The following is an 18,836-nucleotide window of genomic DNA, read 5'->3' as shown; positions in this document are numbered from 1 at the left end:
AAACAACAGAGGGCCGCTCGGCGCCGGGCGGTCCTCAACTTTTTAGGGGGGAGGTCATGGCCGAGGCCAAGTTCCTCAAGTTCGACACGCTGAGCCTGCACGCGGGCCAGCGGCCCGACCCGGCGACGGGGGCCCGCGCCGTGCCGATCTATCAATCGACGTCCTTCGTCTTCAACGACACGGACCATGCGGCCTCGCTGTTCAACCTGGAACGCGCCGGGCACATCTACTCCCGCATCTCCAACCCCACCGTGGCGGTGCTGGAGGAGCGGCTGGCGGCCCTGGAAGGCGGCGTCGGCGCGGTCTGCACGGCCAGCGGCCAGGCGGCTCTGACGCTGGCGATCATGACGCTGATGGACGCGGGCGGGCACATCGTCGCCTCCTCCTCGATCTACGGCGGCAGCCGCAACCTGCTGGCCTACACGTTGCCGCGATTCGGCATCACGACCACCTTCGTGAACCCGCGCGACCTCGACGGCTTCCGCGCCGCGATCCGCCCGGAAACCCGCCTGATCTTCGGCGAGGTGCTGGGCAATCCGGGGCTTGAAGTGCTGGACATCCCCAAGGTCTCGCAGATCGCGCACGAGGCCGGGGTGCCGCTGATGGTCGACGCCACCTTCGTGACGCCGTACCTGTGCAAGCCGCTCACCCACGGTGCCGACCTCGTCATGCACAGCTGCACCAAATGGCTGGCCGGGCACGGCGTCGCCATCGGCGGCGTCATCATCGACGGCGGCACCTTCGACTGGGAAGCGTCCGGCAAGTTCCCGACCCTGACGGAGCCTTACGCCGGCTATCACGGCATCGACTTTGTGGAGGAGTTCGGCCCGGCCGCCTTCATCATGCGCGCCCGCGCGGAGGGCCTGCGCGACTTCGGCGCCTGCATGAGCCCAATGAACGCCTTCCAGATCCTCCAGGGCGTGGAGACGCTGCCGCTGCGCATGAAGGGTCACATCCACAACACCCGCAAGGTGATCGGCTTCCTCGAATCGGAGGCCTACGCCGAGAAGGGCACGGTCGCCTGGGTCACCTACCCGGAACTGGTGGACCATCCCGACCACCGCCTGTGCGCGCAGCTTCTGCCGCACGGCGCCGGCTCCATCATCTCCTTCGGCATCAAGGGGGGACGCGAAGCCGGACGGCGCTTCATTGAGAAGCTGTCGCTGTTCTCGCATCTCGCCAACGTCGGCGACGCCAAATCGCTGGTCATCCACCCGGCCAGCACCACCCACGCCCAGCTCGACGCCGAGGCGCTGAAGGCGTCCGGCGTGGGCGAGGACATGATCCGCCTGTCCATCGGGCTGGAGGATTGCGAGGACCTGATCGAAGACCTGCGGCAGGCTCTGCGCGCCGCGACGAAGGGGTGAGGGGCGATCCATGGAAGTGACCGTCAACGGCCAGAGCGTCTACGCCCACACCGGCGGACAGCCCTTCGACCCCGCCAAGCCGGCCGTGGTGCTGATCCACGGCGCCGGCATGGACCACACGGTGTGGAGCCTGCAAAGCCGCTACCTCGCCCATCACGGCCGTTCGGTGCTGGCGGTGGATTTGCCGGGCCACGGCCGCTCCGACGGCGCGCCGCTGGTCTCCATTGCCGAGCTGGCCGACTGGATCGTCGCCCTGCTGGACGCCGTCGGTGCGGAGAAGGCGGCGCTGGTCGGCCATTCCATGGGCGCCCTGATCGCCCTGGAAACCGCGTCGCGCTTTGCGGCCCGCGTCGAAGCTCTGGCCCTTCTCGGCGTTGCCGAGACGATGCCGGTGCACCCGGACCTTCTCGCCGCCGCCGCGCTCAACGACCCTGCGTCCATCGAGCTGGTCATCGGTTGGGGCCACGGTCCGCGCGGCCATGTCGGCGGCAGCACGGCGCCCGGCCTCGCCCTGGTGCCCGGCGGGCGGCGGCTGATGCAGCGCGCCCGGCCCGGCGTCCTTGGCGTCGATCTCAGCGCCTGCAACGCCTACAGCCGTGGGGCGGAAGCCGCCGCCGCCGTGTCCTGTCCGGCGCTGTTCGTGCTGGGTGCGGCCGACCGCATGACCCCGGCGAAGGCCGGACGCGCGTTGGCCTTGCGGATCAAGGATTCGGAGGTGGTCGTGCTGCCGAACATCGGGCACATGGTCATGACCGAGGCCCCCGACGCCACCATCGACGCGCTCGCCGCACGGCTTCGAACCTGAAAAATCTTATCGTTTTGGGTTTGATTACAGGCGTGACATCACGGGTTAACGACCGGAGGGCTAAGTCGTAAGGGGACCGTGGCGGTCGCGGTAAGCGGGAGGTTTTGGCGGTGCAACTCAGCAAGCGTTTCATCCGCGTGTTGCTGAAGAACTCCGGCGACGTCGTGGCCGTGCTGTCGCGCGACGGCCGGTTCCAGGATGTCTACGGGGCTTCGCGGAGCGTCTTCGGCTATGAGCCGGACAGCGTGGTCGGCAACGCCATGCTCGACTACGTCCACCCCGACGACCGCGACGAGGCCGCCCGGCGGCTCGCCCAGCGCGTCGGCGTCCCGACCGATGAACCGTCCGACGGCATGATCTGCCGTCTGCGCCACGCCGACGGCGGCTGGCGGCATGTGGAGGCGACCGCCCACGATCTGCTGGACGATCCGGAGGTGCGCGGCATCGTCGTCAACGTCCGCGACGTGACCGACCGGATCGAGGCCGAACAGCGCCTGCGCGCCAGCGAGGCGCTGTACCACACGCTGGCCGAATCGGCCCCGGTCGGCATCTTCCAGACCGACCGCGTTGGGCGGATCACCTTCGCCAACGCGCGCCTCGCCGTCATCGCCGGCTTGCCGCAAGACGCGGTGCTGGGCCACGGCTGGCTCGCCGCCGTCCATCCGGACGACCGGCCGCGCCTGGAGGCCGAATGGGCGCGCTGCATGGGGGAGGGGCGGCCCATGCTGATCGACCTGCGCTTCCGTGGGGCGGAGGGTGCCATCACGTCGGTCCTCTGCCAAAGCTCGCCGCTGACCGACGCGGAGGGCAAATGCCGGGGCTGCGTTGGCACCATCACCGACATGACCGAATACGTGCGCACGGCCGAGGCCCTGCTGATGGCCGAGGCGCGCACCAACGCCATCGTGGACACCGCCGCCGACGCCATCCTGACCATCGACGAGGAAGGGATCGTCCACAGCTTCAACCGGGCGGCGGAGGAGATGTTCGGCATTCCGGCGGCCGACATTCTGTGGCGGAAGATCGACCGGCTGATCCCGGCGTCGGATGCCGTGCGGCATGCCGATCGCCTGCACGCCTACCAGCCGGGCCGGTCCACCCGCGTCGTGGGGCCGGCGCGCGACATCCTGGCCCTGCGCGGCGATGGCACGCCGTTCCCCATTGAGCTGTCGGTCAGTTCCATCGAGGCGAACGGCCGGCGCATGTTCACCGGCATCGTCCGCGACATCACCGAGCGCAAGCGCATCGAGCGCGAGCTGATCCAAGCGAAGGAAGCCGCGGAGTCCGCCGACAACGCCAAGAGCGCCTTCCTCGCCACCATGAGTCACGAGCTGCGCACGCCGCTGAACGCCGTCATCGGCTTCGCCCAGGTGATCGAGATGCGCATTCTCGGCACGGCGGAGGTGGACCGCTACACCGAATACGCGGCCTCCATCCGCCAGTCCGGCGAGCATCTGCTGGGCATCATCGACGACATCCTCGACATCACGAAGATCGAGGCGGGTGATCTGGACCTTGTCGAGCAGCCCGTGGATCTGACCGATCTGGTCGGGCAGGGGGTGAATCTGGTCGCCATCCAGGCGGGGCAGCGCAACGTGGGCCTGTCCATCGACCTGGAAGGCGACCTGCCGCCGGTGCGCGGCGATTCGCTGCGCCTGCGCCAGGTTCTGGTCAACCTGCTGTCCAACGGCGTGAAGTTCTCCCAGCCCGGCGGACCGGTGACCGTCGGCGCCCGCCGGAACGGGGAGGGCGGCGTGGATTTGTTCGTGCGCGACGCCGGCATCGGCATGGCGCCGGAGGACATCCCGAAGGCCCTGGCACCCTTCTTCCAGGTGGACCAGTCCATGGCCCGCCGCTACGAGGGAACCGGCCTCGGCCTGCCGCTGTCCAAGCGTCTGGTGGAGCGCCACGGCGGCACGCTGCTGATCGACAGCGCGCCGGGGCAGGGCACCACCGTCACCGTCCGCCTGCCCCCCGAGCGCGTGATGAGCACCGACGAGTAGTTGCAGACGATGGGTGTGTAGGGGGCAAGCGCGCACACGCAAAAACGGCGCCCCGGTTTCCCGGAGCGCCGCTGTTCAAATCCCCCACCGGTCCGTTAGGCGGCCTGCTGGGTCAGAGCCGGCTGCGCGCCGGCGGCCTCGATCTTGATGGTCCGGGGCTTCATCGCCTCCGGCACTTCCCGCACCAGATCGATGTGCAGCAGCCCGTTCACGAGGTCGGCCTTCCCCACCTTGATGAAGTCGGCAAGCTGGAAGCGGCGCTCGAAAGCGCGCCCGGCGATACCCCGGTAGAGGAATTGGCCAGCCTCCTGCTCCTTCTTAGCTTTCCCTGTGACCACCAGGGAGTTCTGCTGAGCGGTGATTTCCAGATCCTCCGGACCGAAGCCGGCAACGGCCATCGTGATCCGGTAGGCGTCCTCGCCAGTCTTCTCGATGTTGTAGGGCGGGTAGGACGCAGCCGCCTCGTCACCGGTCATCGCGGACTCCAGAAGCCGCGAGAGGCGATCGAACCCGACGGTCGAACGGAACAGAGGCGAAAGGTCGTAGGTACGCATGACATATCCTCCAATCGAGCGATATAGCGTTCGGGGACCACGGCAATCGTCGATCCCCATTTCGGCAACGCCGACGCACCCCATACGGGCGTCCGCCGGCAACGCAAGACATAGTCAGGCTTTTGGCCTGTTCAAGAGGGTCGATGCCGCGTCGGTCGGCGTCCTGGCGGACGCTCTTTCGTGGCACCACCTGCACTCATTCATTGTTAATCAGTTGCGGCGAGGCTCAAGGTTGGGCCATCCGGCCGCGGGAGGGGTACGGCCGTGATGCACTCACCGACCTTCTTCAATGGCACCTATGACGAGACGATGGCGCTGCTGATCGAGGCGCGCAATTACATCGCCTATCACGACGCTATGGAACATCGGGCGCTGCCCCCGCACGTCCGCCTTCAGATTTCCTACGAATCCATGCGGGTGACCAGCCGCCTCACCCAGGTCATGGCCTGGCTGCTGGCGCAGAAGGCCGTCCACGCCGGGGAGATCACCCGCGAACAGGCGGCCGGCGATGATTTCGCGCTGTCGGGCGGCGACGTCTGCACCGATCCCTCCGGCCCCGAGAACGAGGCCCTGCCGGCCGGCCTGCGCAGTCTGCTGGAGCGCAGCCACAGGCTCTACATGCGCGTGTCCCGCCTGGACGAGATGGTCCGCGAGGACGTGCGTCAGGCCGCCGTCGGCTGAAGGGCGGGCTGATCGCGGCCACACCGACGACAAGAGGAATCAACGCGAAAAGGGCGCCCGGCTGGCCGGACGCCCTTTTTCGTTTTGCAAAGAAGCAGCGATTACTTCAGGCCGAAGTTCGCGAAGCGCTTGTTGAACTTGGCGATCTGGCCGCCGGTGTCCAGCAGCTTCTGCACGCCGGTCCAAGCCGGGTGCGACTTCGGGTCGATGTCGAGGCGCAGCGTATCGCCCGGCTTGCCCATGGTGGAGCGGGTCTTGAACGTGCTGCCGTCGGTCATCACCACGTTGATCTCGTGGTAGTCGGGATGGATATCAGTCTTCATGGCCGGGGTTCCTGCAAAGCGAGCGGCGTCTATAGCAAAGCGAACCGCCCGATGCAACCCGCTTCCTTCCATCCGGTGCCCATCCGGTGCGCGCCCTTGCCTTGTTGGCGCCGGACCGCCTTGCTATATGCCAGCTTTCTTTGCGCCGCCACCACTCAGCCCCACGCCACAGCCGCTCAGGACCCCCGGTGTTTCGCGAATCCTCCACGCCCGAAACCACGCCCGAGACCGCCTCAGACAAGGCTTCGGCCGAGCCCCGCCGCCGCAAGCTGACGCCGCTGCGCCGGCTGGCGCCGTTCCTCGCACCTTATAAGATGCAGATCGCCGGTGCCGCAGTGGCGCTGACCGTCGCGGCCGGCACGGTGCTGGGGTTGGGGCAGGGGCTGCGGGTGCTGGTGGACCAGGGCTTTGCGGCGGGCGACGCGGCTCTGCTCGACCGGGCGTTGCTGGTGCTGCTGGGCGTCATCGTCCTGATGGCCGCCTCCACCTACGGGCGCTTCTATCTGGTCAGCTGGATTGGGGAGCGGGTGGTGGCCGACATCCGCCGCGCCGTCTACGACCATATCCTGACGCTGTCCCCCGGTTTTTTCGAGACGACCAAGACCGGCGAGATCCTGTCGCGCCTGACCACCGATACGACGGTGTTGCAGGTGGTCGTCGGCTCCTCCGTCTCCATCGCGTTGCGCAACACGCTGCTGTTTCTGGGCGGCACGGCGATGCTTCTGGTCACCTCGCCGAAGCTGACCGGGTTGGTCTTCCTGGTCGTTCCGCTGGTCGTCTTCCCCATCGTCCTGTTCGGCCGCCGCGTGCGTGCCCTGTCACGGGCCAGCCAGGACAAGGTCGCCGACGTCGGCTCCTTCGTGGAGGAGACGCTCAGCGCCATCCGCATCGTGCAGGCCTACACGCACGAGGCCATCGACCGCACCCTGTTCGGCGCGCGGGTGGAGGACGCCTTCGACACGGCGATTCGCCGGGTGCGGGTGCGCGCCATCCTGACGGTGATCGTCATCGTCCTGGTGTTCGGCTCGGTCGGCATCATCCTGTGGATCGGCGGGCACGACGTTCTGGCCGGCCGGCTGACGGCGGGCGAACTGTCGGCCTTCGTCATCTATTCGGTGGTCGTCGCCGGCTCGGTCGGCGCGATCAGCGAAGTGATCGGCGACCTCCAGCGCGCGGCCGGCGCCACCGAACGCCTGTTCGACCTGCTGGACACCCAGCCCGAGATCCGCGCCCCCGCCAGCCCGGTCTCCCTGCCGGAACCGCCGCAGGGCGCCTTGTCCTTCGCGGACGTGCGTTTCCACTACCCCTCGCGCCCCGACGACGCGGCGCTGGAGGGCTTCACGCTTGACGTGCGTCCGGGCGAGACGGTGGCTCTGGTCGGCCCGTCTGGTGCGGGCAAAACCACGGTGTTTCAGCTTCTCCTGCGCTTCTACGACCCGCAGGCCGGTGCGATTCGCCTGGATGGCGTGGACGTGCGCAACGCCGACCCGGTGGAGGTGCGCCGCCGCCTTGGCCTCGTCGCGCAGGACCCGGTGATTTTCTCCGCCAATGCCTGGGAGAACATCCGCTACGGTCGCCCCGACGCCACCGACGCCGAGGTTCGCGCCGCCGCCGAGGCCGCCCACGCGCTGGAATTCCTGGAGGCGCTGCCCGAGGGCCTCGACACCTTCCTCGGCGAAAAGGGCGTGCGCCTGTCCGGCGGCCAGCGCCAGCGCCTCGCCATTGCTCGCGCCATCCTACGCGACCCGCCGGTTCTCCTGCTGGACGAGGCGACCAGCGCGCTCGACGCCGAGAGCGAGCGCATGGTGCAGGACGCGCTGGACCGGCTGATGAAGGGCCGCACGACTCTCATCATCGCCCATCGGCTGGCGACGGTTCTGAACGCCGACCGCATCGTGGTGATGGAGCAGGGCCGCGTCGTCGGCACCGGCCGCCACGCCGATCTGGTCCGCGAAGGCGGCCTCTACGCCCGCCTCGCCGCCCTGCAATTCGACCGCGCTTCCGACGAAGCCCGTTTGGCCGGCGCGTAACAGGCCCTTTCCCTCTCAAACGCGCCTGAGCCCGCTCCTAAGCCCCGCGCCATCCGGTGACGGGCCGCGCCCTCGCGCGCTCACCCCAATCCTCTGACAAAACACGGCTTTTCACCTTCGCCCCTGCGACATCGGGGTGCGACACCGTGCATTCGTCAAAATTGCTTGCCAAATTCGCCTAAAATTTTATACAAATATCTCACAAGGACGGCGGGGCGGTAACCCACCCGCCCCAACCGAAAAAGAAACTCACCCCACCAAGGAGACAAAGCCATGTCGAAGATCGCCGCCATCGCCCGCACCGCCCTGATCGCCGCCGCTCTGGCTGGCGCTGCCGTGGCGCCCGCGATTGCCGCGACCACCGGCACGGTGAAGCTGTCCGGCACCGTCGCGCTGAACTGCTCGGTGGCGGTGACCGACCTGAACCAGGCGCTGAACCTCGTCGGCGGCGAAAGCGCGCGGCAGGTCGGCACGGTCGTGGAGAACTGCAACAGCGGCACCGGCTATTCGATCTCGATCAGTTCGGCCAACGGCGGCCTGCTGAAGAACGAGAACAGCGGCAGCGTCTCCTACCGGGTCGGCTACGACGGGCAGAACAACAACCTGACTGGCGGCCTGTCGGTGACCCGTTCCACCGCCCAGTTCGCCAAGAGCGTCCCGTTGACCGTGTCGCTCGACGCCAACGGCAACGCCATCGCCGGCAACTACTCCGACACCGTCACCATCACCATCGCAGCCAAGTAACACCCGATCCCGCACGGAACGGCCGGCCATCCACGGTCCGCTCCGCCCGCGCGGCAAACACATCTTGGGCAAATTTATCCTGGTGATCCTGGCCAGACCGTCCCCACGGTCTGGCCATTTTTCGTTGCGCGTGACAGCCGGCGGAAGCATAGGCTTGCCCTATCGAAGCATTCGTATCAATCGATTGGACCCTGTGCGCCGGCTGCGGCATGGTTTGTCCGCTTCTCATTGGCGAGCCAAGCCGAAGCAGACAGACCACACCGCCCGATTCCCCCGCCGGGCGGTGGTCGACGGACGGATGCCCGACCCTTCCCCCGGCACTGGGGCATCCGTCCGTCTCCCGTCATTCCCAACCAAGCTTCCCGCTCACCCATGGCACGGAACCGCGCAACCGACCGGAGTGTTCCCCGAATGACGGGAACTCAGGACGGTTGGCCATGGACGGCGGCTTGACGCATTGGCTGGTGGAGGTGATGCACCAGCTCGACTACATCGGCATCTTCCTGCTGTTGGTGCTGGCGCGCGTCATCCCGCCCATCCCCGCCGAATCGGTGATCCCGCTGGCTGGCATCGGCGCCGCGCATGGGGAATACAGCCTGATCGGCATCGCCTTGGCCGGCGGGCTCGGTTCGCTCGCCGGGCAGCTCGTCTGGTTCCTGCCGAGCCGCCTTCTCGGCCGCGAGCGGTTGGAGGCCTTTCTGAAGCGCTACGGCCACTGGCTGACCATCCACCCGAAGAAGGTCCGGCGCAGCACCGACTGGTTCGCCAAGCGCGGCGGCCTCGCCGTCTTCCTGACGCAGCCGGTGCCGGGGGTGCGCACGCTGATCTCCATTCCGGCGGGCGCCTGCCGGATGTCGATCCCGCTTTATTGCGCTTATTCAGGGCTTGGCTCGATCCTGTGGACGGGGGTGCTGGCCTGGACCGGCTACATGCTGTCCACTTGGCCCTTCGCGCACCGGCTGGTCGGCTATTTCACGGTGGGCCTTCTGGTCGTGCTGGTCGGCCTCTACGTTTTCCGCCTGATCCAGCATTTCCGCACCATCCGCCGGGAACGGACGGCGCGCGGGGGCCTCACCCCATCGCCCAGCCAGCCATCCCCGTGAAGGCCATTCCCAGCGCCCAGATCCCGAACCCCGCCAGCGCTATGCCGGTGCAGTGATTGAGCAGCGTCAGCCGCTCGTCGGAGATGCGGTGGCGTACGGCGGCGACGCCGGCCGACAGGGCCATCCACCACAGCGACGCGCCGATGAAGACGCCGGCCACCAACGTGCTGGCGTCGATCTTTCCCAGATTTCCGCCCAGCCCGAAGCCGGCGAAGATGGCGATGAAGGCCATGATCGTCGCTGGGTTGGTCAGCGTCAGCGACAGCCCGGTCATGAAGCCGCCGAGGAAGGATGGCGTGTCGGGGGCGGCGGCCGCCTCGCGCTCCTCCTCCTCCGGCTTCTGGCGGAAGGTGCGGATCGCCACGGCGATCAGGAAGATGCCGCCGATCAGCTGGAAGGCGATCTCGTGCCCCTGCAGGAAATCCAGCGCCGCCGAGACGCCGAAGGCCGCGATGCCGCCGTAGATCGTGTCCGCGACCGCCGCGCCGAACCCCGTGAAGAAGCCCATCAGGGGCCCGTGTTGAAGCGTGCGCCGGATGCACAGCAGCCCGATCGGCCCGACCGGAGCGGCGATGGCGATCCCAAGGACGATGCCCTGCAGCAGCACCACCAGCCCATGCACCGTCCAGCGCTCCTCACAAAAGCGTAACAATCCGAACGGAGTATGACGCCTGCCCGGCGGCGGCGAAACGCCTTTGTTCAGGCGTCCGCGTGCCGATGCCCGGTGTTTTCCGTTCGCAATCGGCCGGCGTGATAGCCGTCCTCCGCCCCTGCGTCAACCGGCCAAAGGCGGATTTGCTGCGCTTGAACCGTACGATGGCGTGTGGGATGCGACGGCAATTCCCCTGTTGTGCGGTGGGGCGACCGGCTATCCTTCGCGTCAGGTCCCGAAAGAAACGGGCCTTATAAGAACAGGGAAGGGAATTCGACGATGATGAAGCGCATCCTGACTGCCCTGGCCGTGTCGCTGGCCGCGAGCGCCACCCCGGTCTTGGCCGCCGAGGAATTCGTCCCCGCCGTCGTCTTCGACCAGGGCGGCAAGTTCGACAAGTCCTTCAACGAGGCCGCCTACAACGGGGCGGAGCGCTTCAAGAAGGAAACCGGCATCGCCTACCGCGACTTCGAGGTGACGAACGCCAGCCAGCGCGAACAGGCCCTGCGCAACATGGCGCGGCGCGGCGCCACCGTCATCACGGCGGTCGGCTTCGCCCAGACCGCCGCCGTGGACAAGGTCTCGCGCGAATTCCCCAACACCAAGTTCTGCCTGATCGACGACAAGCTGGAACTGCCCAACGTCCAGTCCGTGACCTTCAAGGAGCATGAGGGCTCCTTCCTCGTCGGCATGCTGGCGGCGCTGGCGTCGAAGACCGGCAAGGTCGGCTTCGTCGGCGGCATGGACATCCCGCTGATCCGCAACTTCCTGACCGGCTACGAGCAGGGCGTCAAACACGTCAAGGCGGACGGCGAGGTCTTCTCCAACATGACCGGCACCACCCCGGCCGCCTGGAACGACCCGACGCGCGGCGCGGAATTGGCCAAGAGCCAGTTCGGGCGCGGCGCCGACATCGTCTTCGCGGCGGCGGGCGCCACCGGCCTCGGCGTGCTCCAGGCGGCGGCGGACGCCGGCAAGCTGGGCATCGGCGTGGACAGCAACCAGAACTGGATCCATCCGGGCAAGATCCTGACCTCCATGGTCAAGCGCGTGGACGTGACCGTCTACGACTGCTTCAAGACCGCCAAGGACGGCAGCTGGAAGGCCGGCCACCGTCTCGTCGGCCTGAAGGACGACGGCGTCGGCTACGCGCTGGATGAGAACAACCGCAAGCTCATCACCGCCGACATGGAAAAGAAGGTCGAAGAGGCCAAGCAGCAGATCATCGCCGGCCAGCTTCAGGTGAAGGCGTATCAGCCGTAAAGCGCCTGCACCCGGCCCCCATCCCGGCCTTCCCCCACCTTGCGGCGGGGGAAGGGGCTAAAGTTCCCTCCCTCGCCGAAGGTGGGGGAGGGTTAGGGTGGGGGCTCCCCGCGACAACCTCCCAAGACACCATGACCCAACCCCCGCCCCCCGCCCTGGAAGCCCGCGGCGTGAACAAGTGGTTCGGCGCCAACCACGCCAACCGCGACGTGTCGCTAGCCGTGCCCAAGGGAACCATCCATGGCGTGATCGGCGAGAACGGGGCCGGCAAATCGACGATCATGAGCATCGTCTACGGCTACCTTCCCGCCGACAGCGGGGAGATCCTCGTGGACGGCCGCCCGGTCAGCGTCAAAAGCCCGCGCGACGCGCTGGCCGTGGGCATCGGCATGGTCCACCAGCACTTCATGCTGGTCGATCCCTTCACCGTCATCGAAAACGTCCTGCTCGGCGCCGAAGGCGGGGTGACCCTCGCGGCCGGCCGGGACCGCGCCCGCAAGGAACTTATCCACCTCGCCCGCGAATACGGGCTGGAGGTGGACCTCGACCGCCCGGTCGGCGAACTCCCGGTCGGCGCGCAGCAGCGTGTGGAGATCCTGAAGGCGCTCTATCGCGGCGCCGACATCCTGATCCTGGACGAACCCACGGGCGTCCTCACCCCGCAGGAAACCGACCACCTCTTCCGCATCCTCCGCGCGCTTCGCGAGCAGGGGAAGACCATCATCATCATCACCCACAAGCTCCGCGAAATCATGGAGCTGACCGACAACGTCACGGTCATGCACCGTGGCGAGGTGGTGGCGAACGTCCGCACGGCTGGCACCAGCCGCGAACAGCTGGCCGAACTGATGGTCGGCCGCAAGGTCCTGCTGCGCGTGGAGAAAACCCCCGCGAACCCCGGCCCCGTCGTCCTGTCCGTCGAGGGCCTGCGCGTCTGCGACCGCTCCGGCGTCGAGCGCGTCAAGGGCGTCGGCTTCACCGTCCGCGCGGGCGAGATCGTCGGCATCGCCGGCGTGTCCGGCAACGGCCAGTCGGAATTGCTGGAGGCGCTGGCCGGCATGCGCCCCATCGCCGCCGGCACCGTCCGCCTGCGCGGCGAGGATCTCGCGGGCCGGCCCGGCCTGTTCAACGCCCGCGCCCTGCGCCGGCTCCACGTCGGCCATGTCCCGGAGGACCGCCAGAGGGTCGGCCTCGTCACCAGTTTCGAGGCGCAGGAATGCGCCATCCTCGGCTACCACGACGAGGCGGTCTACAACGGCCGCGTTCTGATGGACCGCGCCGCCATCCTCTCCCGCTGCGAGTCGGAGATGGAGGCCTACGACGTCCGTCCCCGCGACCCGACTCTGCGCGCCGCGAACTTCTCCGGCGGCAACCAGCAGAAGATCGTTCTGGCCCGCGAGATGGAGCGCAACCCCGACCTTCTCCTCGTCGGCCAGCCGACGCGCGGCGTGGACATCGGCGCCATCGAGTTCATCCACAAGCGCCTCGTCGCCTTGCGTGACCAGGGCAAGGCCATCCTGCTGGTCTCCGTCGAACTGGACGAAATCCTCAGCCTGTCCGACCGCATCCTTGTGATGTTCGACGGCCACCTCGTCGGCGAGGTCACGCCGGAACAGGCCGACGAACGCCGTCTCGGCCTGATGATGGCGGGTGCCGCCTAAGCCTCGCGTCATAGCGCGAACGCTCAAGCTTGCGCTGTGCAGCGGGCCGGGGCACCTTCCATGCCGATTGTGCGTTGAACACGCGAACCACATCCGGGTTGGGCATGGCGCAGGGAATGGCGAGCAAGGGGTTCGGCATGCCGGGGGAGGTGCCCGGCTGGGTGAACTACGCTCTGCTGCCTCTGCTCAATCTGCTGGTCGCGCTGATCCTGTCCGGGCTGGTCATCCTGGTGATCGGCGAGAATCCGGTGGACGTGCTGTCCCTGATGCTGGTCGAGGCCGTGGGCTATCCGGAGGCCATCGGCTACACCCTCTATTACGCGACCAGCTACATCTTCACCGGGCTGGCGGTCGCCATCGCCTTTCACTGCGGGCTGTTCAACATCGGCGGGGAAGGGCAGGCGTATCTGGGCGGGCTGGGCGCCGGGCTGGTCGGGCTGGCGATGACCGGCTGGCCGTGGCCGGTGGTGGCCGTCGCGGCAATCCTCGTCTCGGCGCTGTTCGGGGCGGCCTGGGCCTGGATTCCCGGCTGGCTCCAGGCCAAACGCGGCAGCCACATCGTCATCACGACGATCATGTTCAACTTCATCGCCGCGTCCATCATGACCTACCTGCTGGTGGACGTGCTGATCAAGCCGGGCCAGCAGTCGCCGGAAACGCGGGAGTTCGACCCTGGAACCTGGCTGCCCTCCATGGAGCGGGCGCTGGGCTGGGTCGGCGTCACCATCCCCGCATCCCCCCTCAACCTGTCCTTTCTGTGGGCGCTGGCTTGCTGCGCGCTGTTCCAGCTGTTCCTGTGGCGGACGCGCTGGGGGTACGAGATCCGCACGGTCGGCCAGAACGAGCGCGCGGCGGTCTACGCCGGCATCTCGCCGTCGCGGAACATCATCCTCGCCATGCTGATCTCCGGCGCGCTGGCCGGATTCGTCGGGGTGAACGAGATCCTCGGCGTGCAGCACCGCATCCTTCTGAACTTCACGGGCGGCGTCGGCTTCGTCGGCATCGCCGTGGCGCTGATGGGGCGCAACCACCCGGTCGGGATCATTCTGGCGGCCCTGCTGTTCGGCATGCTGGCGCAGGGCGGCGGGCAGGTGTCGTTCGAGTATCCCAACGTGAACCGCGAGCTGGTGATGGTCATCCAGGGCCTCGTCATCCTGTTCGCGGGCGCCTTGGAAAACCTGTTCAAGCCGCAGGTCGAATCGCTGTTCCGGCGCCGGGGCAGCCGGGGAGAGGGGAGGTCTTGAGATGGACGACATCCTGATCCTCGCCCTGCTGCTGATCGACGCCACGATCCGCGTGGCGACCCCGCTCGTCCTCGCCGCCTTCGCCGGCCTTTATTGCGAGCGCGCGGGCGTGGTGGACATCGGGCTTGAGGGCAAGATGCTGGCCGGCGCCTTCTTCGCCGCCGCCGTCGCCTATTCGACGGGCAGCCCCTGGCTCGGCCTGCTCGCCGCCATCGCCGCCTCGGTCACCCTGGCCCTGGTGCACGGCTTCGCCTGCATCACGCACCACGGCAATCAGGTCGTCTCCGGCATGGCGATCAACATCCTGGTCGCTGGTCTTGCGCCGACGCTCGCCTATGCTTGGTTCAAGCAGGGCGGGCAAACGCCGCTTTTGCCCGGCGAGGCGCGCCTCCCGCAAATCCGCCTCCCCGGCGTGGAAGCGCTGTCGCCCATCCCCGTCATCGGCCCGATCTACCGGGAGCTGATCGACGACACCAACGTGCTGATCTGGCTGACCCTGCTGGTCGTGATCGTGACGCATTGGGTGCTGACCCGCTCCCGCTTCGGGCTGCGCCTGCGCGCGGTGGGGGAGAGCCCGGCCGCCGTGGACACCGCCGGCCTTTCCGTCACCAAGCTGCGCTATCAGGCGGTCATCCTCACCGGCGTGCTGACCGGCATGGCCGGGGCCTACCTGTCCACCGCCCACGGCGCCGGCTTCGTGCGCGACATGACGGCGGGCAAGGGCTATCTGGCGCTGGCCGCGCTGATCTTCGGCAAGTGGCGGCCCTGGCCGACCCTGTTCGCCTGCCTGCTGTTCGCCTTCACCGATGCCGTTCAGGTGCGGCTGCAAGGCGTGCCGCTGCCCATCGTCGGCGTGATCCCGGTACAGTTCATCCAGATGCTGCCCTATGTCCTTACCGTGCTGCTGCTCGCCGGCTTCGTCGGCAAGGCCATCGCGCCGAAGGCCAGCGGCATCCCGTACGTGAAGGAACGCTGATGCCCGATCTGAACGCCCTCATCGACGCCGCCCGCGACGCCATGGGGAATGCCTACGCCCCCTATTCGAATTTCAGCGTCGGTGCCGCAATCCTCGGCCCCTCGGGCCAGATCTTCGCGGGCGCCAACGTGGAGAACGCGGCCTACCCGCAGGGCCAGTGCGCGGAAACCTCGGCCATCGGCGCGATGATCCTGGGCGGCGACCGCGCCATCCGGGAAATCGTCGTGATGGGCGGTAAACCGGGCGACGGGCTGCTCTGCACGCCCTGCGGCGGCTGCCGCCAGCGCCTGCGCGAGTTCGCCGCGCCCAACACCCCGATCCACGTTTGCGGCCCGGAGGGGTTGCGCCGCACCTTCACGCTCGCGGAGCTGCTGCCGCACTCCTTCGGCCCCGATAACCTGGATTTTTAACGATGACCGCCGCACGCGCCGCCGCCGAAATCCTGCACCGTGCCCCCGGCGTCAAGCCGAGGGTCGGCATCGTGCTGGGCTCCGGCCTCGGCGGCGTCGCCGACCGCATCGCGGACGCCGTCGCCATCCCCTACACCGAACTGCCCGGCTTCCCGGTCCCGAGCGTGGAGGGTCACACCGGCCGCCTCGTGCTCGGGACTCTCGGCGGCCAGCCGGTCGCCTGCATGCAGGGCCGCGTCCACGCCTACGAGGGCGCCGGATTCGACACGCTGAAGACCGCGATCCGCGCGCTGAAGCTCGCCGGCTGCGACATCCTGGCCCTCACCTGCGCCGCCGGTTCCCTGCAACTTGATGTCGGTCCCGGCTGCCTGATGGCGATTTCCGACCACATCAACATGCTGGGTGCCAACCCGCTGACCGGCCCCAACGACGACAGCTTCGGCCTGCGCTTCCCCAGCATGACCGACGCCTGGGACCCGGCCCTGCGCGCCCTTCTGAAAGCCAAGGCAGCAGCCATTGGCATCGACCTTGCCGAGGGCGTGTACGTCGCCTATCCCGGCCCGTCCTTCGAGACGCCGGCCGAGGTCCGCATGTTGAAGCTGCTGGGCGCCGACGCTGTCGGGATGTCCACGGTTCCGGAATGCATCATCGCGCGCCATTGCGGCCTCCGGGTGGTGGGCTGCGCGGTCATCACCAACCTGGGCGTGGGGCTCGGCGACGGGCCGGTGGACCATGACCAGACCCTGCGCGCCGCGTCGGCCGCCGCCTCCGAGCTGGAGCGGCTGCTGGTCGGCTTTCTGGAAGGGCTGCACGAAAAGGACGGACCCCGGCCATGAAACTCTCCACCGACCTGCAACGGGCGCTCGACGCCGCCGCCTCGGCCAAGGCCACCGCCAAGCTGGCCGCCCGCGCCATCGGCATGCTGGACCTGACCAGCCTGAACGACGACGACACCGAACACACGGTGGAGAAGCTCTGCAAACGCGCTGTCACGCCGGCCGGCAAGGTCGCCGCCGTGTGCATCTGGCCGCGCTTCGTGAAGCCCGCGCGCAAGGCGCTGAAGGGCTCCGGCATCAGGATCGCCACGGTGGTCAACTTCCCCACGGGGGAGGGCGACGCCGCCTCCGTCGCGGCGGAGACCAAGGCCGCCGTGAAGGACGGCGCGCACGAGATCGACGTGGTTCTGCCCTACCGCGCCTTCATCGATGGCGCCCGCACCCAGCCGATCAACGTCATCCGCGCCTGCCGCGAGGCCTGCGGCGCCGACACGACCATGAAGGTGATCCTGGAGTCGGGCTGCTTCCCCGATCCAGAACTGCTGGCCTGGGCCGCGCGCGACTGCATCGCCGCCGGGGCCGACTTCCTGAAGACCTCCACCGGCAAGGTCCAGCCGGCCGCGACGCTGGAGGCCGCCGCCGTGATGCTCCACACCATCCATGAATCCGGCAAGGAGCTGGGCTTCAAGGCGGCGGGCGGCATCCGCGACGCCGATGGTGCCGCCGCCTTCCTGGCGCTGGCCGACGCCATCCAGGGCAAGGGCTGGGCGACGGCGAAGACCTTCCGCTTCGGCGCGTCGAGCCTGCTCGATTCCCTGCTCGCCGCCGCCGGCCACGGCACCCCCACCGCCCAGCCGGCGACCGCCGGCTACTGAACCGCCCAGCCGGCCACTGCCGGCTAATGAACAGAAGGCACCATGCTCCCCCAGGAAATCATCCGCCGGAAGCGCGACGGCGCACGCCTCGACCCCGCCGAGATCGACGCCTTCGTGCGCGGCATCACCGACGGTTCCGTGACGGAAGGGCAGGCGGCGGCCTTCGCCATGGCCGTCTTCTTCCGTGGCATGGAGCTGGAGGAGCGCGTGGCCCTGACCCGCGCCATGACCGGCTCCGGCACGGTGATGCGCTGGGACCACCTGTCGCTGCCCGGCCCGGTGATGGACAAGCATTCCACCGGCGGCGTCGGCGACAAGGTCAGCCTGATCCTGGCCCCGGCGCTGGCTGCCTGCGGCGGTTTCGTGCCGATGGTGTCGGGGCGCGGCCTTGGCCACACCGGCGGCACGCTCGACAAGTTCGAGAGCATCCCCGGCTACCGCGCCAAGCCCGACCGCGCGACGCTTGAAAAAGTTGTGAAGGACGTTGGCTGCGCGGTCATCGGCGCCACCGACGACATCGCCCCGGCCGACAAGCGCCTGTACGCCATCCGCGACGTGACGGCGACGGTGGAGTCCATCGACCTCATCACCGCCTCGATCCTGTCGAAGAAGCTGGCCGCCGGCCTCGACGCGCTGGTCATGGACGTGAAGTTCGGCTCCGGCGCCTTCATGCCGACCTTCGAGAAGTCGCGCGAACTCGCCCAGAGCATCGTCACGGTGGCCGAGGGCGCCGGCCTGCCCACGGTCGCCCTGCTGACCGACATGAACGAGGTGCTGGGCCTGACCGCCGGCAACGCGCTGGAAATGCGGGAGTGCATCGACATCCTGCGCGGCGGCGAAGCGGAGCCCCGCCTGTACGAGGTCACCGCCGCGCTGGCCGCCGAACTCCTCGCTCTCGCCAAGCTCGCGCCCGACGCCGCCGCCGGCCGCGCGATGTTCGACAAGGCCATGCGGAGCGGCGCCGCCGCCGAGCGCTTCGCCCGCATGGTTCACGCGCTGGGCGGCCCGGCCGACCTGTTGGAGGCGCCCGACCACCACCTCGACGCCGCCCCCATCGTCCGCCCCGTTTACCCGGACCGTTCCGGCGTCGTCTCCGCCATCGACACCCGCGCGGTCGGCATCGCCGTGGTGGCGCTGGGCGGTGGCCGGACCAAGACGACTGATCCCATTGACTTCGCCGTGGGTCTCGCCGACGTCGCTGGCCTCGGCGCCTCGGTCGCTCCCGGCGGACGTCCGCTCGCCATCGTGCACGCCCGCAGCGATGCCCAGGTGGAGGACGCCACCCGCCTGTTGCGCCAGGCCTTCACCATCGCCGACGTGGCTCCGGCCAAGGGTCCTCTCATCGCCGAGCGCATCGGCCGGTAGAGTG

The 18,836-nt window shown here is 68.4% G+C and carries 18 protein-coding genes; 15 read left to right on the top strand and 3 right to left on the bottom strand.

All coding sequences use genetic code 11. From position 1 onward, the window contains the following. Positions 1-56: 56 nt before the first annotated feature. The 3 genes from J2852_RS01670 (at position 57) to J2852_RS01660 (ending at position 4,175) form a co-directional block, all read left to right on the top strand. A complete protein-coding gene (locus J2852_RS01670; protein ID WP_209869925.1) occupies positions 57-1,367 on the top strand; it encodes an O-acetylhomoserine aminocarboxypropyltransferase in 1,311 nt (436 codons plus the stop codon). 10 nt (positions 1,368-1,377) lie between these two features. Continuing rightward, positions 1,378-2,172 (top strand): alpha/beta fold hydrolase, encoded by a 795-nt coding sequence (locus J2852_RS01665; RefSeq protein ID WP_209869922.1) that lies wholly within the window; start codon positions 1,378-1,380, stop codon positions 2,170-2,172. Between the two features lie 110 nt (positions 2,173-2,282). Then, positions 2,283-4,175: a PAS domain S-box protein gene (locus J2852_RS01660; protein ID WP_209869919.1), complete on the top strand. Its 1,893-nt coding sequence runs from the start codon at positions 2,283-2,285 to the stop codon at positions 4,173-4,175. A gap of 95 nt (positions 4,176-4,270) precedes the next feature. Here J2852_RS01660 and J2852_RS01655 read toward each other — a convergent pair whose 3' ends face one another. Beyond that, the gene (locus tag J2852_RS01655) at positions 4,271-4,729 is read right to left on the bottom strand and encodes an Hsp20 family protein (RefSeq protein WP_209869917.1); all 459 of its coding nucleotides are present in this window, start codon (positions 4,727-4,729) and stop codon (positions 4,271-4,273) included. 267 nt (positions 4,730-4,996) lie between these two features. Between J2852_RS01655 and J2852_RS01650 the strand changes: the two genes are divergently transcribed. Next, positions 4,997-5,410 (top strand): DUF1465 family protein, encoded by a 414-nt coding sequence (locus J2852_RS01650; RefSeq protein ID WP_209870694.1) that lies wholly within the window; start codon positions 4,997-4,999, stop codon positions 5,408-5,410. Between the two features lie 101 nt (positions 5,411-5,511). Here the strand turns inward: J2852_RS01650 and rpmE are convergent, their stop codons facing one another. Continuing rightward, positions 5,512-5,733: a 50S ribosomal protein L31 gene (rpmE, locus tag J2852_RS01645; RefSeq protein WP_209869914.1), complete on the bottom strand. Its 222-nt coding sequence runs from the start codon at positions 5,731-5,733 to the stop codon at positions 5,512-5,514. Between the two features lie 188 nt (positions 5,734-5,921). Between rpmE and J2852_RS01640 the strand changes: the two genes are divergently transcribed. From J2852_RS01640 to J2852_RS01630, 3 genes are all read left to right on the top strand, one after another. Next, the gene (locus J2852_RS01640) at positions 5,922-7,763 is read left to right on the top strand and encodes an ABC transporter transmembrane domain-containing protein (RefSeq protein ID WP_209869911.1); all 1,842 of its coding nucleotides are present in this window, start codon (positions 5,922-5,924) and stop codon (positions 7,761-7,763) included. A gap of 273 nt (positions 7,764-8,036) precedes the next feature. After that, positions 8,037-8,507 (top strand): spore coat protein U domain-containing protein, encoded by a 471-nt coding sequence (locus tag J2852_RS01635; RefSeq protein WP_209869909.1) that lies wholly within the window; start codon positions 8,037-8,039, stop codon positions 8,505-8,507. 437 nt (positions 8,508-8,944) lie between these two features. Beyond that, positions 8,945-9,610 carry a DedA family protein gene (locus tag J2852_RS01630; RefSeq protein WP_209869906.1) on the top strand — a complete coding sequence of 222 codons (666 nt, stop codon included), beginning with the start codon at positions 8,945-8,947 and terminating at the stop codon, positions 9,608-9,610. Here J2852_RS01630 and J2852_RS01625 read toward each other — a convergent pair. Beyond that, the gene (locus J2852_RS01625; RefSeq protein WP_209869903.1) at positions 9,579-10,232 is read right to left on the bottom strand and encodes a LysE family translocator; all 654 of its coding nucleotides are present in this window, start codon (positions 10,230-10,232) and stop codon (positions 9,579-9,581) included. The two genes, J2852_RS01630 and J2852_RS01625, sit on opposite strands and share 32 nt — an antisense overlap. A gap of 309 nt (positions 10,233-10,541) precedes the next feature. Between J2852_RS01625 and J2852_RS01620 the strand changes: the two genes are divergently transcribed. From J2852_RS01620 to deoA, 8 genes are all read left to right on the top strand, one after another. Next, positions 10,542-11,525: a BMP family lipoprotein gene (locus J2852_RS01620; protein ID WP_209869900.1), complete on the top strand. Its 984-nt coding sequence runs from the start codon at positions 10,542-10,544 to the stop codon at positions 11,523-11,525. 131 nt (positions 11,526-11,656) lie between these two features. Further along, positions 11,657-13,186 (top strand): ABC transporter ATP-binding protein, encoded by a 1,530-nt coding sequence (locus J2852_RS01615; protein ID WP_209869899.1) that lies wholly within the window; start codon positions 11,657-11,659, stop codon positions 13,184-13,186. Between the two features lie 116 nt (positions 13,187-13,302). After that, positions 13,303-14,430, top strand: coding sequence for an ABC transporter permease (locus tag J2852_RS01610; protein WP_209869896.1), 1,128 nt, complete (start codon positions 13,303-13,305; stop codon positions 14,428-14,430). A gap of 1 nt (position 14,431) precedes the next feature. After that, entirely contained in the window at positions 14,432-15,406 is a 975-nt protein-coding gene (locus J2852_RS01605; RefSeq protein ID WP_209869894.1) for an ABC transporter permease, read from the top strand. After that, positions 15,406-15,816, top strand: coding sequence for a cytidine deaminase (cdd, locus tag J2852_RS01600; protein ID WP_209869891.1), 411 nt, complete (start codon positions 15,406-15,408; stop codon positions 15,814-15,816). Before J2852_RS01605 ends, cdd begins: the two co-directional genes overlap by 1 nt. A 2-nt stretch (positions 15,817-15,818) precedes the next feature. Next, positions 15,819-16,652 carry a purine-nucleoside phosphorylase gene (locus tag J2852_RS01595; protein ID WP_209869889.1) on the top strand — a complete coding sequence of 278 codons (834 nt, stop codon included), beginning with the start codon at positions 15,819-15,821 and terminating at the stop codon, positions 16,650-16,652. Continuing rightward, positions 16,649-17,467, top strand: a complete 819-nt coding sequence (gene deoC / locus J2852_RS01590) for a deoxyribose-phosphate aldolase (RefSeq protein WP_209869886.1) — start codon at positions 16,649-16,651, stop codon at positions 17,465-17,467. The genes J2852_RS01595 and deoC overlap by 4 nt, the downstream gene beginning before the upstream one ends. A gap of 42 nt (positions 17,468-17,509) precedes the next feature. After that, positions 17,510-18,832 carry a thymidine phosphorylase gene (gene deoA / locus J2852_RS01585; RefSeq protein ID WP_209869883.1) on the top strand — a complete coding sequence of 441 codons (1,323 nt, stop codon included), beginning with the start codon at positions 17,510-17,512 and terminating at the stop codon, positions 18,830-18,832. Positions 18,833-18,836: the final 4 nt, after the last annotated feature.

Source organism: Azospirillum soli (genome assembly GCF_017876165.1).
Classification (GTDB): Bacteria; Pseudomonadota; Alphaproteobacteria; order Azospirillales; family Azospirillaceae; genus Azospirillum; species Azospirillum soli.
The sequence above is the reverse complement of the archived record's forward strand: the minus strand, read 5'-3'. Positions and strand labels throughout refer to the sequence as shown.

Excerpts from the sequence above, each read along its gene's own strand:
- J2852_RS01670 (WP_209869925.1), top strand. The coding sequence starts at position 57 with ATGGCCGAGGCCAAGTTCCTCAAGTTCGACACGCTGAGCCTGCACGCG.
- J2852_RS01665 (WP_209869922.1), top strand. The coding sequence starts at position 1,378 with ATGGAAGTGACCGTCAACGGCCAGAGCGTCTACGCCCACACCGGCGGA.
- J2852_RS01655 (WP_209869917.1), bottom strand. The coding sequence starts at position 4,729 with ATGCGTACCTACGACCTTTCGCCTCTGTTCCGTTCGACCGTCGGGTTC.
- J2852_RS01650 (WP_209870694.1), top strand. The coding sequence starts at position 4,997 with ATGCACTCACCGACCTTCTTCAATGGCACCTATGACGAGACGATGGCG.
- rpmE (WP_209869914.1), bottom strand. The coding sequence starts at position 5,733 with ATGAAGACTGATATCCATCCCGACTACCACGAGATCAACGTGGTGATG.
- J2852_RS01635 (WP_209869909.1), top strand. The coding sequence starts at position 8,037 with ATGTCGAAGATCGCCGCCATCGCCCGCACCGCCCTGATCGCCGCCGCT.
- J2852_RS01630 (WP_209869906.1), top strand. The coding sequence starts at position 8,945 with ATGGACGGCGGCTTGACGCATTGGCTGGTGGAGGTGATGCACCAGCTC.
- J2852_RS01620 (WP_209869900.1), top strand. The coding sequence starts at position 10,542 with ATGATGAAGCGCATCCTGACTGCCCTGGCCGTGTCGCTGGCCGCGAGC.
- J2852_RS01615 (WP_209869899.1), top strand. The coding sequence starts at position 11,657 with ATGACCCAACCCCCGCCCCCCGCCCTGGAAGCCCGCGGCGTGAACAAG.
- J2852_RS01610 (WP_209869896.1), top strand. The coding sequence starts at position 13,303 with ATGGCGAGCAAGGGGTTCGGCATGCCGGGGGAGGTGCCCGGCTGGGTG.
- J2852_RS01605 (WP_209869894.1), top strand. The coding sequence starts at position 14,432 with ATGGACGACATCCTGATCCTCGCCCTGCTGCTGATCGACGCCACGATC.
- cdd (WP_209869891.1), top strand. The coding sequence starts at position 15,406 with ATGCCCGATCTGAACGCCCTCATCGACGCCGCCCGCGACGCCATGGGG.
- J2852_RS01595 (WP_209869889.1), top strand. The coding sequence starts at position 15,819 with ATGACCGCCGCACGCGCCGCCGCCGAAATCCTGCACCGTGCCCCCGGC.
- deoC (WP_209869886.1), top strand. The coding sequence starts at position 16,649 with ATGAAACTCTCCACCGACCTGCAACGGGCGCTCGACGCCGCCGCCTCG.
- deoA (WP_209869883.1), top strand. The coding sequence starts at position 17,510 with ATGCTCCCCCAGGAAATCATCCGCCGGAAGCGCGACGGCGCACGCCTC.